Consider the following 23,698-nt stretch of genomic DNA (forward strand, 5'->3'; position numbering starts at 1 on the left):
CCTTTGGTCTCAGCGGGCCTCTGGGCGTTGACCGGCTACATGGCTTTCTGCCTGTTGGTCCAAGCAGCCGCCCACCTTGCCGGCGCTGGGCACTGCGGCGGCAGGCCGCCGTCGTTCTTCAACCCCGCGGCGGGCATCGGCCTGTTCGCCGGCCGCCAGGACTGGATCGTTGGTGCCCCAAGTAACTGCACTTTAGATGTCGGGGCAATCTGGTGGATCGTGGGTGCAGTTCTCACGTTGCTTGCAGCGCTCGCAGCCGCGGCGGCCCTCGCGTGGAGAACCTGGAAGCAGTCCGGCGCGTGGTTACGCCAAGACATCCTGAGCCGGGACGGGGTGGCTGGCCGGGCGGAGATACTTCGGGACTTCGGAGCCAGAGCGGTTCGCAAGCGTGGGCAATACACTCGGCCTGGCCTTCGCAAGCCGAGCATTCATGATGTTTCGTGGACACTTGGGCGCTCCCGTGGAGTGACCATCCATGTTTCGACAGAAGAGTCGATGGTTATTCAGGGAGCTCCACGGTCGGGCAAGGGCCTATATGTCGTCATCAACGCGATACTCGACGCGCCCGGCGCTGTTGTTACAACGTCCACGCGAGCCGACAATCTGGTGGTCACGATGCGAGCGCGGATGTCCGATGGGCGGCCAGTGACAGTCTTTGACCCTCAGGGCATGTCGGGCCTGCCATCGACTCTCCGTTGGTCGCCGGTGCGTGGTTGCGGTGACCCGGACATCGCCACCAGACGGGCGCTCGTCATCACCGCAGATACCGAGATGAAGGGCGAGAATGCAGCATGGCAAAAGCGCTCGCTGATCGTGCTGCAGTGCCTGCTCCATGCGGCCGCGCTGTCAGGGCAGGGCATCGCAGCCTTCCGTCGATGGTCGTCCAGTGCAGTGTTGGCCAGGGAGGCGCTGGATATTTTGGGGCGTCCAGGTGCGGCATTGGGGTGGCAGGCAGATCTGATGGGGATCTTGGAAGACGACCCGCGGAACACGTCCAACTCTTGGATTGGGGTTTCTGCGGCTGTGGCTCCACTCTCATCTCCGAGGGTGTTGGCGGCATTGGACCCACAAGACGAGGCTCAAGAGTTTGATCCCAAAAGCTTCATCAGGCAACGGGGGACTCTATACCTGATCGGCACCCGCTCTGGAGCTGCGGCCGCTGGCCCTTACCTGTCGGCTCTGATTGACGACATCGATAACGCGGCGCGTGAGCTGGCCTTTGTGTCGCCTGGAGGTCGCCTCGATCCACCGCTTTCGTTGATCCTCGATGAAATAGCGAATCTGTCGCCGTGGCCCGGTTTGCCTGTGGTGCTCTCTGATGGTGGTGGTATCGGCATTTCAACTCTCGTGGTTCTGCAGTCCCTTTCACAGGCACGGAGTGGATGGTCAATCGAGGAAGCCGCCACCATCTGGGATTCCGCGATCATCAAAGTGATTTTTGGTGGAGGATCGGACGAGCCTGACCTGCGCTCGCTGGCTGGTCTACTGGGGGAGCGGAGCCTCGTTCTCAACACTCGTTCGTGGTCATCTCAGGGCCGGCAGGACGGCGAACAGATCAGGGAGAGTCCTGTCATTAGGTTGGACGAGATCCGACGCCTTCCTGTTGGTACGGCGCTCATGCTCGGGCGCCGGACAAGGCCAATTCTTCTGGACCTCCGTGACTGGCATAAGCGTAAGGACGCCGCTGAGCTGGGGCGTTCGAAGTTGGAGACCGAGCGAGAGCTGGCTGCCGGCCATCTGAGCCGGCAAGAAGTGAACGGCGAGGCTGATTCATGAGCACCCAGGCGGATGACTCTGACTTCGAGGTGGGGCGGGTGCCTGACTTAGACGATGAACTAACCGCGGAACTGTTCCGGTCTTCATTCCAGCCGGCCCCGCGCCAAGCAGGGGTTACCCACCGTTGGCGGGACATGTCCTCTGAACAGGCCGAAGTGGTGTGGCAGAGCCTCTTCGATTGGGTCCGGTGGTTTGTTGCCACGTATCAGCTGACGACGTCGGTGGTGCCGGATTGTTGGTGGCGGCACTCGGAGATCGTGGCCGAGTTGTATGCGCTTCAGCGGGCGGAAGCGGCTTCCTTCGCGTCGGACGACTCGGGATTCGGGCCGCTGGCGTTTCACGAAAGGCTGCCACACGGCGTCGAGCGTCTCCGAACCCACACGCGGACCGCCGGATGCGTCGGGCTTCAGAGCCACAAGGAGCCAGTACTGAGGTTAGTGCCGGCCGAGCCGGACTTCGAGGACTGGAAGCTGGGCACCCATCAGATCCGCAGCTGATTTCGTCACGCCGTTGCTTCTTTCGCGCGACATGAATAGGTGATCCCTACTTGGGGCTGTCTCAGGATAACGAAGGATGGCTTTCGTGGCCTCTGCATCTGAACTGAATGCTGACGCAAGCGGGGCTGAAGAAGCCGCCGCACCGCCGTCTAACGTTCGTATGTCACCAGAAGAACGCATAGCTGATCTGACCAAGGGACTTCACGCGGCACTTGAGGAAGCCATCGAGTCGCCTGCACGTTGGCAAGTCCTCCTCGACGCCTCCGCAACACTGTGGCGGTACTCGGGGGGCAACGTCGCGCTGCTGATGATGCAGATGGCACAACGCGGCACCGAAGAGCCGACTCTGGTGGCTGGATACAAAGAGTGGGCCCGGCATGGCCGAACGGTTCTGCGCGGAGAGCACGCGCTCTGGATAATCGCGCCCAGGACAGCCTCGATGCAGGAACTGACCTTGGCGGACGGACAGCGCAAGCTCCTGCCAGCGAATCAGACGGTACCTGTTGACGCCGTCAGCAACGGCAAGAAGAACGTCATCACCGGTTGGCGCGGGCAGGCTGTCTTTGACGTTACCCAGACCGAGGGGACACCGCTTCTGGTGCCTCGTGCGAGTGCTCACTCTGGAGCGGACGTAGGCGATCTGTGGAGTTCCCTCCGGGAAGTCGCGAAGGAACATGGCTTCCGGGTTGAGGTGTCGGGATTCCAACACGGATACACAAGTGGCTACACGGACTTTGATGCTCGTCGAATTCAAGTTGGTCTCTGGATGAACGACGAGGAGCAGGTAGCGGTTCTTGCCCACGAACTCGGTCACGTCCTTCTGCACGGACCCGACGACCGCCTCGGGCGACTATATGGAAGCAGCGCGAACCATCGGGGGCTTGCGGAAGTGGAAGCCGAATCGGTTGCATATACCGTCTTGCGGGCTCACGGCATCGATCGTGGACCGCAGTCAGCCTCCTATTTGGCTGGCTGGGCCGACGCGGTGATCAGCGCGGAGAAGGACATGCGGCACGATTCCTCGGAGGGACGAGTGCCGACGTCGCGCGTCGCCATCGCCAAGTCGGTGCTGGGGCGGGTGACCGCGGCAACCAAGGGAATTTTGGCAGTCTCAGATCCTCCTGGTTTCGGAGGCAAGTTCGCTGCCGCCAGTGCTGACCTGTCCGTTGCAGCCACTCCGAGCTATGCCGGCGTCCCTGGACCGAGCGCGTCATTGAACGGCCCGGAGATTGCTGGTCCCTGAACGCCGAGATGTCCGTCGGGAGAGGCCCGTCGACTAAGGAAGGTAACCCACTATGAATACAAAGATCCCCATCACTATCGCAGGGAACCTGGTCGCAGATCCCGAACTGACGATCGGTGAATCCGGAACGCCGCACGCGAAGCTCCGCGTTGCCGTGAACCAGCGAATTCAGAACCCGGATGGCACTTGGAGGGATGGCGAGCCGGTCTTCCACAACGTGTCTGCGTTCCGAATGCTTGCGGAGAACGCCGCTACCTCACTCAAGAAGGGCGACCCTGTGACAGTCTCGGGAGAGCTTGAGTTCCGCGCGTACGAGAAGGACGGCGAACGACGTGAAGCTCGGCGGATCATCGCTGACACGATTGGCCCGGACCTTCGGTTTGGTACCGCGACGTATCAACGATCGGCCCGTGCAGCAGTGTCCGAGCCAGAGGCCGCCGTGGAGGCAACCGGGCCGCAAGCCACGACGGCGACTGGCTGGCCCGCGTACAACGTCACCACGAAGGGGCCGGTGGTGACATCCCCTTTAGACGGAGCTCGGGTGAATGACATGACTGCCTGACTCGCCGTTGCTGTTCTCGGCCCACGTCTCGTTCAGTTGAGGCGTGGGCTCTTCTTTGTCCCCACGATCCGGATTCGAATATATGTTCTAATCTTGTTGCTATGAGACCAAAGCAAGACTCCAACGCTTTCGCCCGAATGATGGCCCAGATGGATGCCGACAAGAGCCACCCCAAACCTGACGACGGGAAGATCATCGACTTGGAGCCTGGTAGTCAACCACTGGTTCGTGTGGGGGAGATTTTCGGTCGGGCGATCAAGTACACCAGGACCTTTGGGCTGGTGGAGTGGGTCGATGAGCGACGGGTCTATCACGTTCAGTGGTTCCCGGCTGCGCAGGTAAAGCGGGTTGACCAGGAGGCGTGGAGGGGGCGGCCGCTGTAGGATCTTGGCGGCCGCTTCGTAGGAGCATATGCCAGCCACACCCAGGGACTGAACTGACGCGGGAATTGGCTGATGCGACGACTAGACGAGTGGCGCCCACGCTAAGACATGATCGCCGCTGATGCGGTAGGTTGCGGGCCAGGGAACTCCCGGTCGTACCTGCGCGGGGTCGGGCCGGATTAGAAGAACGGATCCTGGCCAGATGGGCTCGGCGAGTGCTTCGATCCATGCCCGTTGGATGTAGTCGAAACGGTTCCATCGGATAGTGATCCAGGAGCCGGTCGGCTGCAGGGCGTCTACGGTCAGAACTGTGACCTCGGTTGTGGTCCCGCCAGCCGCCTTCAGGCTTTCAAGACGCGTCCATTGAGCTGCAGTTTCGGTCTGCCACTGCCGTTTGCTTCGAAGGCGTTGGGCCCAGAAAAGCAGCACCACCACACAGACGATCGTGAGGGCGGCTAACAACCAGGCCGTGCCGGAAACCGTGAAGCTTAGAACCACCAGAATCACGGCAAGCAACAGCATTACTGCGCTCACGACAATCAGAGCGGGTGTTGCTACTTTCGGCTTAAGGACTGGGTTCATCTGCATAATTGCTCCGGCTTCCAGTTTAGAGCTGCCAGCCAGCGCTTGTGAGGCTTATTTGGGAGTCCAACTCATACAGGCTGCGGACATCTTCAACCTCGGGCTGTGGTGTGGCGGCCTGGCTAACTGCTCGCTGCAGGTTGTCCCACTGTGAGCGTTGTTCCCATTCCCAGCCCGCGGGAGTCGGACCAAGGGGGAGAGTCGCACCGTTGACGCCCCAGCGATCTCGATACACGGCCACCTCGCGAATCAACGTTGCCGACTCGGACGGATCTGCACCCGCCCCGATGTCTTTGCGCAATTGTGTGGCCCATTCAGGCTCCTCTAGTAGCGCCGCCTTGGCGACGCGTTCCGCACGGTTCCCAATCCGCCGTCGTACTTGGTCCAACAACGCTGCGAGGTCTGGCCGTTCTATCGTCATCCGCTCAGTCAACGGATCAATAGGCGATTGGGGCATCGCCGAACAGAACCTTCGTAGCCGGGCGTGCGCAACTGCCGCTAGGTCCCGTGCAATGGCTTCTGAGCCCAGAGCCTCGTTCAAGGCCCGCAGGGCTCCGGGGCGATTGACGTTGCTGGCTCGTCGCCAGGCAGCGACGGCGGCGCCCCATGCTGGAGATTCGCGCAAAGCCTCGGAGCGGCCGGGCATTAGACCGTCGATAGTCTTTGCGAGCTCAATACCAGCGGCGATTTGGGCCAAGTAGTCGTACTCGCGGCTCAGACGCTCGAGGCTGTCGGCATGGGTGCGTTCGAGATCCCGAATCTCGTGAGCCGTTCGTTCCGCACCTTCAGCAGCGAGGACCTCGCTAAGGATCACCCGCCAGCTCGAACGCGCGCTAGGGTCCAGTACCTCGTCCTCGTCTGGGTCATTTTCGCTCACGTAGGCCGTGTTGGAGTGCCGGCCCCGGGTCATGCTGACATACAGCAACTCGCGCGTGAGGCGGCCAGGGGTCACCACGGTGTGGCCGGTGTCCACAGTGAGACCCTGACTGCGGTGGGCCGTGGTGGCGTAACCCAGCTCGAGGGCCGCGTCCACATAACTGTTCGGCAAAAGTATGGACGCTCCGGTGTCTTTACGTGTCGCTCGTAGAGCACCGTGGGGCCTATTGACGTCCGTGATCTCGAGAAGTGTCCCATTGCGAATGAACGACCCGTGTTCGTCGCGGATCGATCTGTCATTCCGGCGAGCAATCACCAGGTCGCCACGACCGGCTCTAAGCCCGTCCCGAAGGACCACGGTACGTTCCGCGTCCACGTCGCCCAAACTTACACGGTCGGTCTGAGCCCGTTCATTGAGCATTTGGACGGTCTCGTTATCAGGAGCAATCAAGACCGAGACAAAACCAGCCAAGACGTCCGAGCGCCATGCGGAGTAGGCACGGTCGACCATGCCCGAGTAGTGGCCATGCCTTACGCGATCGTGTTCCTCATACTCTGCGACCACAGACCCGCGTCCCTCACGCAAACCAAGAGAAGCTGACCGTTCCCACGGATGCTTGAAGCGCCAAATCGTGCTCAAACGGGCGGCCTTTCCTTGCCGATCAAGCCAGCCAAGGACACCGCCGGCGTCGATGGAATCGAGTTGTGCTGGATCACCCACCAAGAGGATTTTGGCGCCGGCTTCCGTGGCTTGGCGGGCCAGGGTTGCGAGCTGAAGAGTTGAGACCATGGAGGCTTCATCGATGATTACGAGCTGTTTGGGTTGAAACACCCATTGGGACTGCTCCGCGGCCAGCCGAGCGACCTGCTGTTGAAGTTGGACAACGTTAGGGCCGCGGGCAGTACGGAGTAGATCGTCTGCGTGGAAGAACCGCCCTGCTCGCTCCGCTGCACCAGACCCGACGGACTCGTGAAGCCACTTAGCGACGTTCTCAGTAACCATGCGCAGCTCCGAGCCAAGAACCTCGGCGCTCGCAGCTGCCGGCGCCAGGCCAACAACGCTGCCTATTCCGTACATCGTCTCCCATGCTGCTTTGACCGCACCAAGGGTCGTCGTCTTTCCGGTCCCGGCCGGTCCAACGATGGCGTCGAGACTGCATCCGCTCAGCAGGACAACCGACGCGGCCGCCAGTTGGTCATCGTGCAGGAGCGACCCTTCGCTCTTTCTGTATGAGGTGAGCGTCTCGAAGGTGAGATCGACCGGTATGGCCGGGCCGCCGTCGTCGTTCTTCGCCGCCATGATTTCGTCCTCAAAGGCGAGCGTCGACCCATCCGTGTAGAGGCGCGACCCGTGGAAATCGAAGACGCTGCGCCCGGCGAATTGCAGATCATCAGCGGCACCCGCGGGGACACCGTACTGATACTCGTTGAGTGGCACGGATATACGCTCCGCCGCGGTGGCCACGGCATCGATCAGCCCATTGCGGTCGGCAGGGGAGGCGCAGCGGATCTCAGCGCACACGCGCTCACCTTCGGCGATCAGGTTCCAGCGATTCCAGGTTGAGCGTTTGGCCGCTACACGCTGTCGGGTGACAAGCCCGACGGCGGCAATCCAGTCGGGGGTGAAGTCGCCGACGCGGAACGGGCGAGAGTGTGATCGCCGAATAGTGGAAGCTACGACGGATTCGGGATCAAAACCTTTGGCCTTTGCTCTGTCGCGCCACTGTGCGGACAGGGTCCGTAACGGTGACGGCGAAGCGGTCTTGGGAGTTCTAGTCGAGAGGGTGGCTTGCTGGCGCAACCTCACGGTGGTTGTCGCGGTCGGGGGAGTGCTGTGTTCGGTGGTCCACTGTTCGACCAGACGATCGGTCTCAATGTCGATGAGCCTTGAACGGTTGGAAAATTCGCGGACTAGGGCTTCTGCGATGCCAGTGAGTTGGTGGCTTGGGTTATGACTGTTTTGCGCTGGGGCTCGGATGTCGGTTTCTGTGCCGAGGCTCGTGTGCAAGGCATCAAAGAGGAGGCCGTTGTAATGTTCGCTGGCGGCGACGACGGCCTTGTAGAGGGAACGGGAGTCCAGGGTGACCCAGGCGCCGTCCGTGACGCGCTGGACCCGGTTCGCGATGACAAGGTGAGTATGGAGCTGAGGGTCGCCGGCGCGGGATTCCCAGTGGTCGAATGCGGCGGCGATGACTCCTCGTGTGCCGACGTGGGCTACTCCGTTTCGCCCGGATCGCGTGTTGATGACCTGCTCTTCCATCCAGGCCAGGGTTGCTTCGACGGCTTCGCGGTGGGTCTGCAGAATCTGCTCCTGGAGGTGTCGCGGGCTAAGTGCCCACAGCGTGGAGACTGATTTCGGAACGCTGAATGTGAGGTCGAAGCCGGCAACGGCGTGCTTCGTCGCGTTGTGATCATTGGTCTTTTGGTCGATTGGTGGCTGCCCGTGCGGTCTCCCCAGCGGTTCCTTGCTGTCGGGGTGGGTTGCGTCTTGAAAGATGGCACGTGCCTCGGATTCATTGACTTTGTCTCCTGGGTCCCGGGCAATGCCGTGGAGCCCGGCGCCCAGCCAACAGCCTTGGGGTGTTCCCGTCTTGACGTAGTAGCTGATGGTGTCTGGGGGAGTAGGTGAGAAGTCGTCCAGCATCGTGGACTTGAACAGGTACTTGAGTCCTGACCTGACGGAGAGCCTGGCGATGGACATCGTCATGGCCGTGCTCCCGTGCGAGGCCTGGCGGGAAGCCATCCTCGTCGACGAAGGATGTCGAGCGTCACTGAGTCGAGGGCGATGCCTTTTGCGCGCGAAATTTGGAGCAAAACGGCTGCCACGCGGGCGAGGTCTTGGACGTTTGTTCGCTGGGCACGCTTAAGGCGGAGGACTTCGTTGTGGAGGAGCCCGTTTCTGGCTTCGAGTTCTTCGTAGATGGCGTGGAGTCGTTCGAGTTCGGAGGACTGCGATCTCAGCTCTGTCATGAGCCGGTCCATGCATCGATCGCCGTCTTCAAGCTTTCTATTTGGTTGATGTCCGGAACTCTGCCTGTTCACACCAGTTCATGTGCGCTGAATGGATACTCTGCATGATTTCACGGTGCGTTGGCCTTGGATGCCAGAGGTGTGAGGGTCGGTTTGCGTGGTCAACGGACGTTTATCCTTCTTTGGGTTTAAGGCCCTTGGGCGTAAGGAGGAAAGACGCCGCCGACTTTCTGAAGCCCGCTCTGTTTGGGTAGCGAGGAAGCTTGTCGGAGCTTAAACATTGAGTCAACTTCTTGTGGAAGCGCTTTGCCATCACCGGTGGAGCTGCGCAGAGAACGGCGGCGTCGCTGCCAAACGCTGATAAGAACCCATATGTCGCCCGGAGGCGGAGCAAAGTATCGGGCCGGACCAGGAAAACCCATCCACGGCTGGCTTCAGCGGCGAGGGCTTGCCGCGGCGGTAGGTGCCATCGGTGGTGACCACGAGCTTGGCTTCAGCGTCATCGATCCGGGAACGCAGTACTTCCTTACCAGGGGCCGGATGCGTAATGTCCTGTTACTGGCAAGTCTTTGAATTGAAGGCGACTTTGACTGCTACCCGGGGCCATCCACAGGCCTCAGCGTGGCATTGGAGTTAGGAAGCAGTGCGATGTTGCCGGCGTCGGGTACCCCAGTGGGCAGGAACTCATCGCCGGAAGTATTCCGCAGACGGGCTTTAGCGGCTTCGCCGGTTGGCGGTGCGCTCGGGAAGCCATGAGAGGACATTAATGGATCGTGCGACCATGCGCCCCTACAGGACCATAGCCGCCGACAGCAAAAGGGAACAGCATTCAAAATTGCTGACAATTCAAGAAACGGCACCCGGCCCATACTGTCTACTGAACGCTTCCTCTGTGCTCCTCTTGGGCAACCAGTTCGGTCATCCAGGGTCTGTGCCCATGATGGAGCGTCATTCCCTCCGGGAGCCCTTGGACTGTCGCAACGGAGTTGGCGATGTCGATAGTGATCCGGCCTCCGGCGACGGGCACGTTGGTGATGTTGAGGTCGCCGAAAGACGTCGGCAGGGCGGGATCCAGCCACAGGCTACCCCGGGAAACGTGCGCGTCGTACCGCATCAGGCTCGTGATCAATCTGATGGGTGTGGTCGCAGCCCAGGCCTGGGGTGAGCAGGCCGTTGGATACGGCACTGGTGCGGCGAGAAGATCTCGGTTGAAGCCACAAAACAGCTCAGGTAGTCGGCCCTCGGTGTACTCGGCCGCCTCGAAGAGTGCTGTGGCTATGCGCTGTGCCTCGGCCACGAAGCCGTAGCGGATGAGGCCGGCCGCGATGATGGCGTTGTCGTGCGGCCACACGGAGCCGTTGTGGTAGCTGACGGGGTTGTAAGCGCCCATATCGCTGGCCAGAGTTCGCACGCCCCAGCCGCTGAACATCTCCGGGGACATGAGCCGTTCGGCCACCAGGGGCGCCTTTTCTTCGTCCACGATTCCGTGCCACAGGCATTGCCCCATGTTTGACGCACACGCGTCAACCTGTCGTTTCTTGCCGTCCAGGGCGACGGCGTAGTACCCGCGATCCGGCATCCAAAACTCTTCGTTGAACCTTTTCTTCAGGTGGCTCGCCCTGTCGGCGAGTTCCGCGCCCAAAGCCGCATCACCGGCGTCGTAAGCCATCCACGCACGCGAGAGGTAGGCCGTGTACACCAAGGCCTGGACCTCGCAGAGCGCGATGGGTGGCTCGGCGAGACGTCCGTCCTCGAAGTTGACGCCGTCCCACGAATCCTTCCAGCCTTGGTTGATCAACCCCCTGTCGTTCAGGCGCTCGTACTCGACGAATCCGTCTCCATCCTTGTCGCCGTAGTCCCGGATCCAGGCAAGGGCACGGTCGGCGTGGGGCAATAGGGCGGCGATGGTCTCTTTGGCGAATCCCCAGCGACTAACCGTTGCGAGCAGCATGACGAACAGCGGGGTCGCGTCAACACTGCCGTAGTAGACGCTTTTGCCGCCCAGGGAAAGCCCGCTGGAGACATCGAGCCTGACTTCGTGCAGGATCTTTCCTGGTTCCTCTTCGCTCATGGCATCAACCACCCTTCCCTGATGATGTGCCAGCGTCTGCAAGGTTCCCAAGGCCAAGGATGGATCCACCGGCAGAGCCATGAGGGATGCCCAGAGGGAGTCGCGGCCAAACAGGGTCATGAACCAGGGCGCCCCGGCGGCCACCACCACGCGGTCGGGATGGTCCGGGTCCTCGATGCGAAGGGCGCCAAGGTCGTCGTAACTGCGCCGCAGCGTCCGTTCGATGGAGCGGTTTCCCACCTTCAGCACGGGGATGTTCGCCACCCACTGCTGGTGGCGTCGGTCCCGGGGGGACAATTCGCCGCCGTCAGAATGCCCGAAGGATGCTGATGCGGTGGAGCTTCCGGCCCCAGGCGTGACCGTTAGGACCGTACTCCAGTGGCTGCGCGGTGGGACAACTACCCGGAAAGTAATCGCCTCCGCTGTAATACTTGCCCTGCTGGCACGGACCGTGACGCCCTTCCGCAGGTCCTGCCACGCGGCCTGAATACTGAGCGTGTCTCCGTCGACGTTGCGGGTTTCGTCCCAGCGCCGCTGGAGCCGTGCCTCTTTAACTTCGAAAAGATCGGCAAAATCTGCCTCGACTATCACGGAAATAATGCACTCGGCGGGGTCCAAGGAGTGGTTTCGAATGGTGACCTGCTCCTGAACGCCGGCGCCGAGCTCGCGGAGCCTTTCTACGATCAGGGGGCTGTCGGCATGCCCATCGGAGCGGGGAACACGTCCGACGAACAGCCCTCGGTATGGCTCCTTCGTCTCAGCTGCAAGTGGCTCCAGCGGCTTGCCATTAACTGTCAGTCTCCACCCAGAGAGAATTCGGGTGTCCTGAAAGAACAGGCCATGGGGTTGTTCCGAGTAGATGTCCCCGTTGGGGGAGGAAATGCAGAATGATGATCCCTCCACCAGGGTGAGTGCGCCGGGACCCAACGAACCAGCTGCTGTATCTGCATTCCACCCAGCCATGCCGGCCCTCCAAGAAATCGATGCCTGGCACTCGTCCCTGAAGTTAGGCCGCGGACGGCGATGCCATCTCTCAAAAGACGCTACGCCTGCCCTCGTTCGAATGCCAGAGCGCGGACAATGGCGTGTGCCTGAGTCGCGGATCAGCATCGCGCCCAGCCTCTAGTCCCATTTCCGGGCTGTGAACCATTTGGCAGGGAATCCATTCACGGCCGGCATCAAGCTTCCCTCCGTTATGTATTGTGTTTTTCGTTCGGGGTGGGATCTGAGCCCCGCGTTGATGGTGAACCACCATCCGCTTTGGGGGCAGTGTTCCCCGGTGCGGACAGTGGAATCGGGGTTGCTGGCGATGGACGTGGTATTTCGTCGTTTCATCGGGTGACTCCTTCTTCGACGATGTTGTTCACGCGTCGTCCCCCTCGTTGAACAGCGGCCGCACGTCTTTCGCGGCCATGATCTGGTCATTGCTTGTACCAGCGGCGACCATGGGCCACACCAAGGCTTGGTCGCTCACGACGAAGTCAATCACCACAGGCCGATCGTTGATGGAACGGGCTTGTTCGATGACGGAGTGAAGATCTTCCGCTCGTTCGCACCGTAACGCCGCACAGCCAAGGGCCTCAGCGAGGAGGACGAAGTCCGGAACGCGCTGCCGGTGTGTGCCCAGGTCCACCTGGGTGAATCGTTCGTCGTAGTGGATGGCCTGAAGCTGTCGGACCATGCCCAGCATGCCGTTGTTGATGATGGCTACTTTTATCGGGATGCCCTCGATGGCAGCCGTAGCCAGTTCCCGGCCGGTCATTTGAAAGCAGCCATCGCCGTCGATGGCCCAGACTTCGCGTTCGGGGAAGGCTAGTTTCGCCCCCATTGCGGCCGGGACCGCGTAACCCATCGTGCCGAGGCCGCCTGAGTTCAACCACGTTCGGGGCTGCTCGAATTCAATGTGATGAGCGGCCCACATCTGGTGCTGCCCCACGCCAGCTGCGTAGATGGTGTCGGATCCCGTAGCCCTGCCGATGGTTTCAATGACGAGTTGAGGTGCCATGAGTGGCCCGGCGCTGGACTCGTACCCCGTGGGATATGAGGCCCGGGTGCTGTCGAGGAAAGTGCGCCATGCGGCGAGCTCGGGCCTTGGGGAAGTTACGCGATCGAAGGCAAGTGCCTTCAGAAGCGCACGAAGAACTTCCCTGCAGTCGCCGACAATTCCGACGTCGGCCCGGCGGTTCTTTCCAATTTCGGCAGGGTCGATGTCAATGTGCAGGACCCGGGCTGTGGGGGCAAAGGACTCAGGACGGCCGGTGACCCTGTCGTCGAAACGAGCCCCGAGCGCGATCAGCAGATCGCTGCGCTGCATCGCAGCCACGGCGGCCACGGATCCGTGCATTCCAGGCATGCCGTAATGCAGGGGGTGGCTGTCGGGAAATGCGCCCCTGGCCATGAGGGTCGTGACGACCGGGATCCCCGTGAGTTCTGCCAGTTCCAAGAGTTGGCGAGAGGCCTGGGCCTTGATGACGCCGCCGCCGACATAGAGGACCGGGGACTCCGCGCAGTTGATCAGCTCCGTCGCTTCACGGATTTTGGACTGCGGGGGTGAGGTGGGGACCGAGTAGCCTGGCAGATCCACGACCGGAGGCCAGTTAAATTCGGTTGATTCCTGTAGCACGTCCTTGGGAATGTCGACCACGACCACGCCGGGCCGACCGCTGGCCGCGACGTGGAAAGCCTCGGCCAGCGCCCTGGGAATTTCGCTTGCCTCAGTGACATGGAACCCATGTTTTGTCACTGACATCGTCATACCGATGATGTCCGCTTCCTGGAAGGCATCCTTGCCGATCAAGGAACTGCTGACTTGCCCGGTGATGGCGACGACGGGGACCGAATCCATGTGGGCATCGGCCAAAGGAGTAAGCAGGTTTGTCGCTCCAGGTCCTGATGTGGCCATGCAAACGCCCACCCGCCCACTTGCTTGGGCATAGCCGGCGGCGGCGTGCCCGGCATCCTGCTCGTGGCGGACAAGAATGTGCCTCACACGGGAGGACTGCATTAATGGATCGTAGACCGGTAGGATGGCGCCGCCGGGGATTCCGAAGACGATGTCCACCCCTAACGCCTCGAGTGCCCAGACAACGGAATCGGCCCCCGTGCCCTGCCGCGGCAGGTTACGGGTTTGTGCTGGCTGTGAGTCGACGAGCTGTGCCGAGACGGTCATCAGTTAGAACCTCTTGTTTTCAAGAATGACACCGGCGCGCTCCAGGGAGTGTGCCAAGTCCGCTTGGTGCAGGTGGCGGCCGCTAATGACGATGTTCCGCTGTGTGTTTTCATTGCTATCTTTATTTCGTCTGGGTTCGAGGGGGTATTCGGGAACCGTCGTAGCCGGTGATGTCCAAGGCCGCAGAGACTATTGAGTCCGTGTCGATTTCGTGGAGCCTGTAGGCGTCGGACAGGTCACTGGATTGGCCGAACTCGGTCACTCCGAGGCACCGGATAGGGTCGCCGCGGAGTCCTGCGAGGAAGGAAAGAGTGTGCGGGTGGCCATCCAGGACGGTGACCAACGGGGTTCTCCTGGACGGTGGGAAAAGAATGTCCGCGATGCCGCTTCGGTTGCTCGTCCCCACTTTGCCTCGCTCTTGGAGGGCACGGAACACCAGATCAGGGCTTGTGAGGCAGACGACACCTGCCCGTACTCCGAATTCTTCCAACCTGCTGGCCGCAGCCATGACCTCGGGCATGATGGCCCCGACTCCTACGAGCGTGACTTCTTCAGCAGGAGCAGAAACAAGCCGATAGCCGCCTGCCACCGCGTGAGCTCGACGTCGTTCGAGCAGTACTGGGTCTTCAGGAAGGGCAGCGAGGCTCTGATCAAGGGGCCGCGTCGTCAACCTGAAATAGGCGGAGGTTCCCTCGGGTTTGCCGATGGCTGCCATCGCCTGGAGCATGCACCACTCCAAATCCTGGGCGAATGCCGGTTCCCACGCGACACACCCGGGCTGCTCAAGACCGATTGACGGAGTGGTGATTGACTGGTGGGCCCCACCTTCGGGGGCAAGTGTTACGCCGGACGGGGTGCCAACCAGAATCGATTGACCGCCGGCGTAGATTCCGTAGGACCAAGGTTCGAGTGCCCTGGAGACAAAGGGATCGTAGATTGTAGCGATGGGGATCAGCGGCTGACCCCAGCGGCTCCACGTCGCTCCCAGTTCCCCTGCCATGCAGACGAGGTTCACCTCCGCGATGCCAAGTTCGATGTGCTGCCCGGTAACGCGTTCGGACCATTTCAGTACCCGCTCGGCATCGTCGGCGAACCAGTCCCGGCGATCATTGACAGCCCATACACCGGTTTTGTTGATCCACCCGCCCAGGTTGGTCGAAGACGCCACGTCAGGGCTGCAGGTCACTATCCGCTTCGCCACCTCGGGGGCAGCACGATGGATGTCGGAGAGGAATCGTCCCAAAGCCGCCTGTGTCGAAATCGTCTGCTTGTAATGCCACGGAAGCTCCTTGGGAACTTCTTCGCTGGACGGTATCGAATACGATGGGCGCCGCACTGCCTCGGCACGTTTGAGGCAGAGCGCCGCCTCTCGGCTCGAAGGGTCGAAGCGCTGCCACGGCTCCTCAAGCGAGACGCCGGACTGCTCCGCCAAAATGCGCATTTGTCCTTCGGTGAGCAGTGCCGAGTGGTTGTTCGGATGCCCTTCGGTGGCCAGGCCTTTGCCTTTTACGGTGTAGGCAAAGATCACTGTGGGACGGTGGTCGTCCACTGCCGCGTATGTGTCCAGCAGCAGGCCGATGTCGTGCCCGCCAAGGTCGCGAAGCGATGCGGCGAGCTCAGCGTCGCTGAGTTCGTCCAGCAGCTGCTGAACAGACTCGTTGTTTCGGTTGGCCAAAAGGCGCGTGCGTACTTCGGGCCGCGGGCTGCGGAGGATGCGTTGGTACTCTTCGTTGGGCATCGATTCGAGGAGTTGGCGGAATGCCTCGCCGCCGGGCCGCTCGAATATTTCCGAGATGGCGCGGCCCCACTTGCAGGTCATGACTTGCCAACCAGCGGCGGAGAACATTCCTTGGAGTCGTTGGATTTGCATCTCCGGCACCACCCTGTCCAGGGACTGGCGGTTGAGATCAACAATCCAGAGGAGTTCGCCGAGCTTGGAGACGGACGGGTCGGCAACGGCTTCCCAAATGGCACCTTCGTCCAACTCGGCGTCGCCCAACAGGCTGATGAACCGACCGGCGCGGTGCGTGTCAGGGAAACGATCACGGATATACCGGTGAGCGAGGGCGGCCCACAAGGGGGCCGTGGCACCAATCCCAACAGAGCCGGTGGAGAAATCGACAGTGTCCGGGTCTTTCTGCCGGCTCGGGTAGCTCTGGAGTCCGCCCTTCTCCCGGAGCCGGGGTAGGTACGCAGCGTCCAGTTCACCAAGCAGATAGTTAATGGCATGGAGTACAGGGGAGGAGTGCGGCTTCACTGACACTCGGTCGAGGTTGGTCAACTCTGCGAACCAGAGCGACGTCATGATATCCACCATCGACGCGCTGGAGGCCTGATGGCCACCTACTTTTACTCCGGAAGGGTTGGGCCTACCCCGATTGGCAGCGTCGACGATAGCTGTCGAGGTCCAAAGAACCCGCTGAGCGATGGAGCGCAGGAGGCTTTCGTCCACGGCCTTCCCGGGCGACTCCGAGGCTGGGAGCGCGGTAGTGAAGTCTCCGTTGGTCTGCTGGTGGGTTTGCGTCACGGTTTGGTCTTTCTTTCTTCTTGACTTTGGTCTTGAGTCCGACGGCGGTGCGGCAGCGCACCTATGCGCCGGTGCCGCGGTCGGGGGGTAGCTCACGGAGCAGTACCAGAGGTGGACTTCTCCCGAAGCGGTTCCATCGTCAGGCTTCTGCCTGTGATGCAGTCGTACGAAGGCGACAGCGGATAGGCCTGCCTGACCCTCGGGTTATGGTGCCTGGTCGTTCCGCTGCCATCAGGGCAAACCACACCAACCGCGGCCAAAGCGAGCATCGCGTTGAACGAAAATTCTCCGTCTTTCATCTTTGCATCTTTCCGGATATCGGTTTGCTACTGCTAATTGCGGAACTTGACTAAGTTCACTCCCCGGAGAGTGTGATGTCAAGAGGGGGCCGGCGCGGAAGGGGGTGCGCGTCCATGCGGCCTGGGCGCCGTCGCATATCGCTGGCCTGCGGGATTCCTCACTTACGAACATCGCAGATGCTTGGCACTGCAACCCCGAATGTGTCCCCACTTGACACCGAGCCAATATGCTTGAGACGCTGTAAACCGATATGCGGTTCAACATAGCGCTATGCGGAATGGAGGTGAAAAGCGTGAGTGAATCAACTAATCGCCCGGAGGGGGCGCGGAGGGGTTCTTTGCAGTCGGTGGAGCGGGCTGTGAGTGTGTTGGATTGTTTTGGGCCTGGTACGCCGAGTCTGGGGGCGGCGGAGATGGCGCGGCGGTTGGGGTTGGGTAAGACGGTGGTGTTCCGGATTGCCCAGACGTTGGCTGCTGCGGGGTTCCTGGAGCGGGAGGCGGATGGGAGGTACCGGATCGGGTTGCATGCGTTCGAGGTGGGCAGTCTGTATCCGTTGCACCGGGCGTTGGAGGAAGCTGCGATGGGGCCGATGCGTGCGTTGGCTGCGCGGACGGCGCACACGGTGTATCTGGGTGTGCTGCATGGCCGGCACATCACGTACCTCTCCGCTGTGGAGGCTCCTGGCCCGATTCAGATCCGGGCGACCCCTGGGACCCGGACCTATGCCCATACCACCGCGATGGGCACGATCCTGCTGGCACACATGCCGCCGGAGGAAGCCCGGGAGTTGCTCTCGCGTGAGCCGTTGGAGCGTCTCTCACCAAACACTGTCACCGATGTTGAGGCGATCATGGCCCGCCTGGAACGTGCCCGGGAGGCCGGGTATGCAATGAACAGCGGGGAACACTACGAGATGGTCGGTTCCATCGCCGCCCCGGTACTTGGCCCCTTGGGACGCCCGGTGGCCGCGGTCAGTAACGGCTTCGCGATCGGTTTGGTCAGCGCCACCGAACTGCAGGAAATGACCCACGACGTGATCCACTGCGCCGCCGAGCTCAGCAGCGCCTTCATCCGGCAAGACAACCACGACCTGAGGAAAGTACTTTGAAAACCCGATCCAGCAGTGCACCCGAAACGGACGCACGTCCTGCACCTTCCCTTCACATCCGGTGTGTGCGTTGCTCGGCGGACGCCGCCGGCAACGGTATCTTTGAGGGCTGCCCGGCCTGCCGGCGAGACGGATTCCGGGCCAACTACGAGCTCGACGAGGACCAGTACCCAGCCTTCGTCCCGCCCGTGCCCGATGACCGGCGTGGCGGGATCTGGCGGTGGCGGGCCAGTCTTCCCCCGCTGGCCCGCGGCCACGAAGTCACCCTCGGTGAGGGCAACACGCCGCTGCTTGTTATCGACCGTGCCGGGCGCAAGGTTTACCTCAAGGACGAGTCCCAGAACCCGACGTGGTCCCATAAAGACCGGCTCTGCGCCGTGGCTGCATCCCACGCAGCCTCCACTGGCGCCAAGGTAACGGTCGTTTCCTCCAGCGGCAACCATGCCCTGTCCGCGGCCGCTTACGCCGCCAGGGCCGGCCTGCCCTGCGTGGTCATCACCCACGAGGGAATGCCGGCGCCGGTCAGGTCCGCCGTCACGGCGTACGGAGCGCATCTGGTCATCGTGCCCGGGGACCGCCGCTGGGACCTGGTGGAACGATCGGTCCACGAACTGGGGTGGTACCCGTTCTCGAACTTCACAGCCCCGGCCACCGGTAACCCTGTCGCCGTCGAAGGCTACAAAACGATCGCTTTCGAACTCGCCGAACAACTCGGCTGGAAAGCCCCGACCTCGGTGATCGTGCCCACCGGATACGCCGAAGCCCTATGCGGAATCTGGCGCGGCTTCAAAGAGATGCACACCGCCGGGACGATAGGAACCCTTCCCAGGATGATCAGCGTTGAGCCGGCAGTTTCGGCCCCGCTGCACAACAGCCTCGCCCAACAACTAACCGACCCGGCCCCCGTTCAAGGCGGCAAGAGCCTGGCCAGTTCCATCAACGTCAAGGTCACCAGCCTTCATGCCCTCATGAGCATCCAGGAATCACAAGGCCACGCCCTGGCTGTCAGCGAAACGGACATCCTCACCGCACACCACGAACTCGCCAGGCACGGCTTCTACGTTGAAAACGCATCGGCAACCTCTTTCGCCGGGCTCGCCCAAGCCGAAGCCAGCGGACTGGACCTGGGCGAACACCCCGTACTGATCTCAACCTCCAGCGGCATCAAAGACGCCACCAGCCGCCAGAACACGCCCCCGGCAACCCTCGACGGAAGCTGGCAAAGCTTCCTGAACACCATCCCGGACCAGCTACTGCTGCTCTCGGCCTAGAAAACCCCAACCAAACCACACAAATAACAGGAGCAATGAAGAATAATGGCCATTAAAGTAGCGGACCGACTGCTGAACAAAGCACGGGCCCTGAGCATCATGGAAGAAATCGGAATCGACGCTCTGATTGCCACAGAGGCCCAGAACGTCACCTACGCCAGCAATTTCTGGGCCCTCTCACAATGGCTTCGCCGAGGACCCCAGGTCTACGCCGCCCTCTCACGCGAAGCCCTGGAAGAAAACTCCTGGCTCGTGGTCGGAACCGGGTCCCTTGACCTCGTTGCCACCCAGGACGTCTGGATCAAAAACGTCGCACGATACGGCTTCTTCTCCCTCAAAGGCTCCGTCGACAACCCAGCCGAAGGCGACTGGGCCATGACCGAACAAAAGAACCTCAAAGAACTCTTCGACACCCCCTACCACGACGGACCAGCCAAAGCACTCGCCGAAGCCATCACACAAATGGGACTGGCCAAAAGCCGCATCGGCATCGACGAGTCCGGCATCACCCCGGCCCTGCTCACCGAACTCAAAACACTGCTTCCCCACTGCGAAATCATCCCGGCAAGCCAGACCTTCCGACGGATCCGGGCAGTCAAGACCACCGCGGAAGTCGAACGCCTGACCAAAGCCGCACAATGCACCGAACAGGCCATCGAAGCCACCTTCGCCATCGCAAAACCAGGCCTGACCGAAATCGAACTCTCCCGCGTCTTCCTGCACGAACTCATCGACGCAGGCGCAGAACCTGCCCTGACCGTCCTCGGAGCCGGCGTACGCTCCGCCCTGCCCAGCGCCACCCCATCGAACTACCGCCTCAACGCCGGAGACATCATCCGCTTCGACGCCGGCTGCTACTACCAGCACTACCGCGCCGACATCTCACGCTGCGCAATCCTCGGCGAACCCACCACCAAACACACCCGCATCTACAACGCCATCCACGCCGGCCAGGACGCCGCCCTCGCCGCCATCCGCCCCGGCATCCCCGCCCAAGACATCTACCACGCCGCCATGAACGCCGCCCGAACAGCAGGAATCCCCGACTACGAACGCAACCACGTCGGCCACGGCATCGGCATCGAAGGCTACGACGTCCCCAACCTCACCGCCCAGGAAACCACACTCCTCGAACCCGGCATGACCCTCTGCATCGAAACCCCCTACTACGAAATCGGCTGGGGCGGCCTCCAAATCGAAGACACCATCGTCGTCACCGACACCCACGAAACACTCATGACAACCGGCCGACACCTACGCACCATCAACATCTAATGAACCACAAACGCTACATTGCTCGATAGACGTGAACTTCGAGCTGACACCGCCGGTAACCGGGTCGTTGACCCGGTTACCGGCGGTGTCGTGCTTCAGAGCGCCTTCCTCAAGTCATTGTTGTCTTGCCGCATGAAGGCACTGCTGATCTCTGCTGCACAGTCCATCACGTCGTGGGTCATTTCCTGCAGTTCGGTGGCGCTGACCAAACCGATCGCGAAGCCGTTACTGACCGCGGCCACCGGGCGTCCCAAGGGGCCAAGTACCGGGGCGGCGATGGAACCGACCATCTCGTAGTGTTCCCCGCTGTTCATTGCATACCCGGCCTCCCGGGCACGTTCCAGGCGGGCCATGATCGCCTCAACATCGGTGACAGTGTTTGGTGAGAGACGCTCCAACGGCTCACGCGAGAGCAACTCCCGGGCTTCCTCCGGCGGCATGTGTGCCAGCAGGATCGTGCCCAACGCGGTGGTATGGGCAAAAGTCCGGGTCCCCGGGGTCGCCCGGATCTGGATGGGTCCGGGCGCTTCGACTATGGACAGGTACGTGATGTAGCGGCCGTGCAACATACCGAGGTAAACAGTGTGCGCCTTGCGCGCAGCCAGCGCACGCATTGGCCCCAGCGCAGCTTCCTCCAACGCCCGGTGCAACGGATACAGACTGCCCACCTCGAACGCATGCAACCCGATCCGGTACTTCCCATCTGCCTCCCGCTCCAGGAACCCCGCAGCAGCCAACGTCTGGGCAATCCGGAACACCACCGTCTTACCCAAACCCAACCGCCGCGCCAAGTCCGTAGCCCCCAGACTCGGCGTACCAGGCCCAAAGCAGTCGAGTACGCTGATAGCCCGTTCAACCGACTGAAGGGAATCTTTGCGTGCACCCTCCAAAGGTTTGGTCTCCTTTTCCAACGGTTGACCCCTTTCACCCGTATATCGTTCTGATGGTCCGTTTGCGGGACCGCTATGGGTAAGCCTAGCCTTGTTGTCGAGGAATGTGTGCCGCAAGGCGGAATCAAAAACCGCCGTCGTGGGATTGAATGTGCGGCTTCAGCCGATTCACTCTGACGCACGCCCCCAACGTCACCTAGCCATGCTCCATCCACACCTCATAGCCATCAATTTTTTCGATGAGTCGGCGGGGTTCGGCGCCGTCACGGGCGAGCCACAGTGCCTCGTCGTCAACAGTTACATCATCGACCGTTCCAGACCGGACGACTGCCCCGTTTCTGACGATGAGCACATGTCGACCAACTAGAGACTGCCAGTGTTGGTGAAGGTGAAGAGCCATATGGCCTCCTATCGTTCAAAACGCGGTACTTCCCGGGAGTTTTTTCTGTTCAACGTCCCGGGTACCGCGAATCAGCTTGGACAGAGTCGTTCAGGTGTCACATGCTTGGTGTGAGCTCGGGGGTTCCGGAGCGAGACGGCGAATAGTTTCGCTCGGCGAAGTCCTGACTGATTCGTTCCTCGGATACGTCACTGCCCACCAATTCGGCAGAACGCGCATGCGGATCGCCCACGCCGCCACCCCCCGCGGTCTCGCGGAGGAACTCGTCCCCTGGTACAAGCGTGACCAGCGTTTTGGAGGGCAGGACGCGTTCCTGCGGTGTCTGCGGGTTGACGACGAATCGGCTCGGTGATGCGTCGCCGCCACCCTTGAATCCGCGCGGGCCTGTTTCGACCTGGTCTCCGCGGATCATTAGCTGCCCACCTACGTCGCGGAGTCGGAAGCCTCGGCGCAACCCGAGGCCGCCTTGGAACTGTCCGACGCCGCAGGAGTCCGGTCGGAATTCGAAGGAGGTGAACTCGATCGGGAATTCTGCTTCGAGCGCTTCGATGGGCGCGTTCATGCAGTTCGAGATGTGCACGTCGGTGCCGTCGATGCCGTCATCGTTTGCACGTGCACCCAACGCACCGGGGGTCACCTCAAAGAAGATGGGGGCGTGGTCGGTGAGGCTGTCGAATTGAAGGCTCATGGTCATGTTGCCGCAGCTTCCTGCTGTGTAGCGCTCCGGTGCCAGGGCGGCGCTGGCCCGAAGAAGCGCGTCGACGATGCGGTAACAGGTCTGCATGCGCCCCCCGCACGCCGCCGGCGATTCGGGATTCACGATGCTGCCGGGCGGGGCGATGATCCGGACGGCGCCCTTAAGGCCGTCGTTGGAAGGAAGGTCGGGGCCAAATACTGAGCGAACTACGTAGAGCACCGCGGCAATGGTTGCGCTGAGGACGGAATTGATCGGTCCCTCGGCTTGGGCGGAGCTGCCGGTGAAGTCTACGACCAGCTCGTCCCCGATAGCCTGGATGGAGACCTTGACTTCCAAGGGTCCATTGCCGACTCCGTCGTCTTCGACGAAGTCGGAGTCTGTGCCGACCGCATCGGAGAGCAACTGGATCCTGCGGCGGAACTCTGCCTCTGTGGACTCGATTGACCGGTCCATAGCGGACAGGAGTCGCTGGACTCCGTACTCTTCGGCGATCCCCTGCACACGGGAGACACCCAGCATGTTGGCCGACATCTGGGCCTGCAGGTCGCCGAGGGTGACTTCAGGAAGGCGGATGTTGGCGCGCAGCACTGTGGCGAACATTTCGTCCATGACTCCGTTTTTGAATGCCAGAACGGGGGGGAGCCGCAATCCTTCCTGGAAAATGTTGCGGTTGTCTCCCGCCACACTCCCGGCGACGCGTCCTCCGACGTCGATGTGGTGAGCAACTGTCCCCACATATGCCACGACCTCGTCTTCCACCACCACGGGGCTGAACATGAGAATGTCTGGTGTGTGCTGTGCGCCGCTGTACGGGTCGTTTACGAGAACCGCATCCCCGCTGGTCAACCTCCCTTCGAAGGCTCGGAGGGCGCTTTTCAGCGCGAGGTCCATGGATCCCATCTGGATGGGGATATGGGCAGCTTGGGATACCAAGCGACCGGCAGCGGTGAAGATGGAGCAGGAGAAGTCCTGCTCTTCACGGATGATTGTGGAGTAGGCGGCGCGTTGGAGAACGCGCCCCATTTCCGTGCTGGCCGCGTTCAGGGAATTGCTGATGATCTCTTGGGTAATGGCGTCGAGCATAGTTGTGCCTGTCTGTTG

The 23,698-nt window shown here is 61.6% G+C and carries 19 protein-coding genes; 9 read left to right on the forward strand and 10 right to left on the reverse strand.

The annotated features are described in order from the left end of the window. The first annotated feature begins 3 nt into the window (after positions 1 to 3). The 5 genes from LDN75_RS09370 to LDN75_RS09390 all read left to right on the forward strand — a co-directional run bounded on the left by LDN75_RS09370 (position 4) and on the right by LDN75_RS09390 (position 4,461). Positions 4 to 1,776, forward strand: a complete 1,773-nt coding sequence (locus tag LDN75_RS09370; RefSeq protein ID WP_223937021.1) for a TraM recognition domain-containing protein — start codon at positions 4 to 6, stop codon at positions 1,774 to 1,776. Beyond that, on the forward strand, positions 1,773 to 2,273 hold the full coding sequence (locus tag LDN75_RS09375; RefSeq protein ID WP_223937022.1) for a hypothetical protein: 501 nt from the start codon (positions 1,773 to 1,775) through the stop codon (positions 2,271 to 2,273). The genes LDN75_RS09370 and LDN75_RS09375 overlap by 4 nt, the downstream gene beginning before the upstream one ends. A gap of 85 nt (positions 2,274 to 2,358) precedes the next feature. Beyond that, on the forward strand, positions 2,359 to 3,516 hold the full coding sequence (locus tag LDN75_RS09380; RefSeq protein WP_223937023.1) for an ArdC-like ssDNA-binding domain-containing protein: 1,158 nt from the start codon (positions 2,359 to 2,361) through the stop codon (positions 3,514 to 3,516). Between the two features lie 52 nt (positions 3,517 to 3,568). After that, positions 3,569 to 4,078, forward strand: a complete 510-nt coding sequence (locus LDN75_RS09385; RefSeq protein ID WP_223937024.1) for a single-stranded DNA-binding protein — start codon at positions 3,569 to 3,571, stop codon at positions 4,076 to 4,078. 101 nt (positions 4,079 to 4,179) lie between these two features. Next, positions 4,180 to 4,461 (forward strand): hypothetical protein, encoded by a 282-nt coding sequence (locus LDN75_RS09390; RefSeq protein ID WP_223937025.1) that lies wholly within the window; start codon positions 4,180 to 4,182, stop codon positions 4,459 to 4,461. An 81-nt stretch (positions 4,462 to 4,542) separates the two neighbouring features. Here the strand turns inward: LDN75_RS09390 and LDN75_RS09395 are convergent, their stop codons facing one another. From LDN75_RS09395 to LDN75_RS09405, 3 genes are read right to left on the reverse strand one after another with little or no spacing between them, the layout of a single operon-like run. Next, positions 4,543 to 5,049, reverse strand: coding sequence for a hypothetical protein (locus LDN75_RS09395; protein WP_223937026.1), 507 nt, complete (start codon positions 5,047 to 5,049; stop codon positions 4,543 to 4,545). 19 nt (positions 5,050 to 5,068) lie between these two features. After that, entirely contained in the window at positions 5,069 to 8,626 is a 3,558-nt protein-coding gene (mobF, locus tag LDN75_RS09400; RefSeq protein ID WP_223937027.1) for a MobF family relaxase, read from the reverse strand. Further along, a complete protein-coding gene (locus tag LDN75_RS09405) occupies positions 8,623 to 8,889 on the reverse strand; it encodes a hypothetical protein (RefSeq protein WP_223937028.1) in 267 nt (88 codons plus the stop codon). The genes mobF and LDN75_RS09405 overlap by 4 nt, the downstream gene beginning before the upstream one ends. A gap of 372 nt (positions 8,890 to 9,261) precedes the next feature. Between LDN75_RS09405 and LDN75_RS09410 the strand changes: the two genes are divergently transcribed. Next, positions 9,262 to 9,462 (forward strand): hypothetical protein, encoded by a 201-nt coding sequence (locus LDN75_RS09410; protein ID WP_223937029.1) that lies wholly within the window; start codon positions 9,262 to 9,264, stop codon positions 9,460 to 9,462. A gap of 301 nt (positions 9,463 to 9,763) precedes the next feature. Here LDN75_RS09410 and LDN75_RS09415 read toward each other — a convergent pair whose 3' ends face one another. The 4 genes from LDN75_RS09415 to LDN75_RS09430 form a co-directional block, all read right to left on the reverse strand. Continuing rightward, entirely contained in the window at positions 9,764 to 11,923 is a 2,160-nt protein-coding gene (locus tag LDN75_RS09415) for a glycogen debranching N-terminal domain-containing protein (protein WP_223937030.1), read from the reverse strand. 159 nt (positions 11,924 to 12,082) lie between these two features. Next, positions 12,083 to 12,295 carry a hypothetical protein gene (locus LDN75_RS09420; RefSeq protein WP_223937031.1) on the reverse strand — a complete coding sequence of 71 codons (213 nt, stop codon included), beginning with the start codon at positions 12,293 to 12,295 and terminating at the stop codon, positions 12,083 to 12,085. Between the two features lie 28 nt (positions 12,296 to 12,323). Further along, positions 12,324 to 14,129, reverse strand: a complete 1,806-nt coding sequence (locus tag LDN75_RS09425; RefSeq protein WP_223937032.1) for an acetolactate synthase large subunit — start codon at positions 14,127 to 14,129, stop codon at positions 12,324 to 12,326. Positions 14,130 to 14,250: 121 nt separating this feature from the next. Beyond that, on the reverse strand, positions 14,251 to 16,656 hold the full coding sequence (locus tag LDN75_RS09430; protein WP_223937033.1) for a pyruvate dehydrogenase: 2,406 nt from the start codon (positions 16,654 to 16,656) through the stop codon (positions 14,251 to 14,253). A 658-nt stretch (positions 16,657 to 17,314) separates the two neighbouring features. Here LDN75_RS09430 and LDN75_RS09435 point away from each other — a divergent pair. From LDN75_RS09435 to LDN75_RS09445, 3 genes are read left to right on the forward strand one after another with little or no spacing between them, the layout of a single operon-like run. Next, entirely contained in the window at positions 17,315 to 18,064 is a 750-nt protein-coding gene (locus LDN75_RS09435) for an IclR family transcriptional regulator (RefSeq protein ID WP_263422355.1), read from the forward strand. Next, on the forward strand, positions 18,061 to 19,335 hold the full coding sequence (locus tag LDN75_RS09440; RefSeq protein WP_223937035.1) for a pyridoxal-phosphate dependent enzyme: 1,275 nt from the start codon (positions 18,061 to 18,063) through the stop codon (positions 19,333 to 19,335). Before LDN75_RS09435 ends, LDN75_RS09440 begins: the two co-directional genes overlap by 4 nt. A gap of 45 nt (positions 19,336 to 19,380) precedes the next feature. Beyond that, entirely contained in the window at positions 19,381 to 20,610 is a 1,230-nt protein-coding gene (locus LDN75_RS09445) for a Xaa-Pro peptidase family protein (RefSeq protein ID WP_223937036.1), read from the forward strand. 95 nt (positions 20,611 to 20,705) lie between these two features. Here the strand turns inward: LDN75_RS09445 and LDN75_RS09450 are convergent, their stop codons facing one another. The 3 genes from LDN75_RS09450 to LDN75_RS09460 all read right to left on the reverse strand — a co-directional run bounded on the left by LDN75_RS09450 (position 20,706) and on the right by LDN75_RS09460 (position 23,680). After that, on the reverse strand, positions 20,706 to 21,521 hold the full coding sequence (locus LDN75_RS09450) for an IclR family transcriptional regulator (RefSeq protein WP_223937037.1): 816 nt from the start codon (positions 21,519 to 21,521) through the stop codon (positions 20,706 to 20,708). 175 nt (positions 21,522 to 21,696) lie between these two features. Continuing rightward, complete coding sequence (locus tag LDN75_RS09455) at positions 21,697 to 21,900, reverse strand: hypothetical protein (protein ID WP_223937038.1); 204 nt, start codon at positions 21,898 to 21,900, stop codon at positions 21,697 to 21,699. A 97-nt stretch (positions 21,901 to 21,997) separates the two neighbouring features. After that, positions 21,998 to 23,680, reverse strand: a complete 1,683-nt coding sequence (locus LDN75_RS09460; protein WP_223937039.1) for a hydantoinase B/oxoprolinase family protein — start codon at positions 23,678 to 23,680, stop codon at positions 21,998 to 22,000. Positions 23,681 to 23,698 lie beyond the last annotated feature (18 nt).

Source organism: Arthrobacter sp. StoSoilB5, from assembly GCF_019977235.1.
GTDB lineage: Bacteria > Actinomycetota > Actinomycetes > Actinomycetales > Micrococcaceae > Arthrobacter.

Bases quoted from the DNA above. Each gene is read 5' to 3' on its own strand.
- LDN75_RS09375 (WP_223937022.1), top strand. From the start codon at position 1,773: ATGAGCACCCAGGCGGATGACTCTGACTTCGAGGTGGGGCGGGTGCCT.
- LDN75_RS09385 (WP_223937024.1), top strand. From the start codon at position 3,569: ATGAATACAAAGATCCCCATCACTATCGCAGGGAACCTGGTCGCAGAT.
- LDN75_RS09390 (WP_223937025.1), top strand. From the start codon at position 4,180: ATGAGACCAAAGCAAGACTCCAACGCTTTCGCCCGAATGATGGCCCAG.
- LDN75_RS09395 (WP_223937026.1), bottom strand. From the start codon at position 5,049: ATGCAGATGAACCCAGTCCTTAAGCCGAAAGTAGCAACACCCGCTCTG.
- mobF (WP_223937027.1), bottom strand. From the start codon at position 8,626: ATGACGATGTCCATCGCCAGGCTCTCCGTCAGGTCAGGACTCAAGTAC.
- LDN75_RS09405 (WP_223937028.1), bottom strand. From the start codon at position 8,889: ATGACAGAGCTGAGATCGCAGTCCTCCGAACTCGAACGACTCCACGCC.
- LDN75_RS09410 (WP_223937029.1), top strand. From the start codon at position 9,262: ATGTCGCCCGGAGGCGGAGCAAAGTATCGGGCCGGACCAGGAAAACCC.
- LDN75_RS09415 (WP_223937030.1), bottom strand. From the start codon at position 11,923: ATGGCTGGGTGGAATGCAGATACAGCAGCTGGTTCGTTGGGTCCCGGC.
- LDN75_RS09420 (WP_223937031.1), bottom strand. From the start codon at position 12,295: ATGAAACGACGAAATACCACGTCCATCGCCAGCAACCCCGATTCCACT.
- LDN75_RS09425 (WP_223937032.1), bottom strand. From the start codon at position 14,129: ATGACCGTCTCGGCACAGCTCGTCGACTCACAGCCAGCACAAACCCGT.
- LDN75_RS09445 (WP_223937036.1), top strand. From the start codon at position 19,381: ATGGCCATTAAAGTAGCGGACCGACTGCTGAACAAAGCACGGGCCCTG.
- LDN75_RS09455 (WP_223937038.1), bottom strand. From the start codon at position 21,900: ATGGCTCTTCACCTTCACCAACACTGGCAGTCTCTAGTTGGTCGACAT.
- LDN75_RS09460 (WP_223937039.1), bottom strand. From the start codon at position 23,680: ATGCTCGACGCCATTACCCAAGAGATCATCAGCAATTCCCTGAACGCG.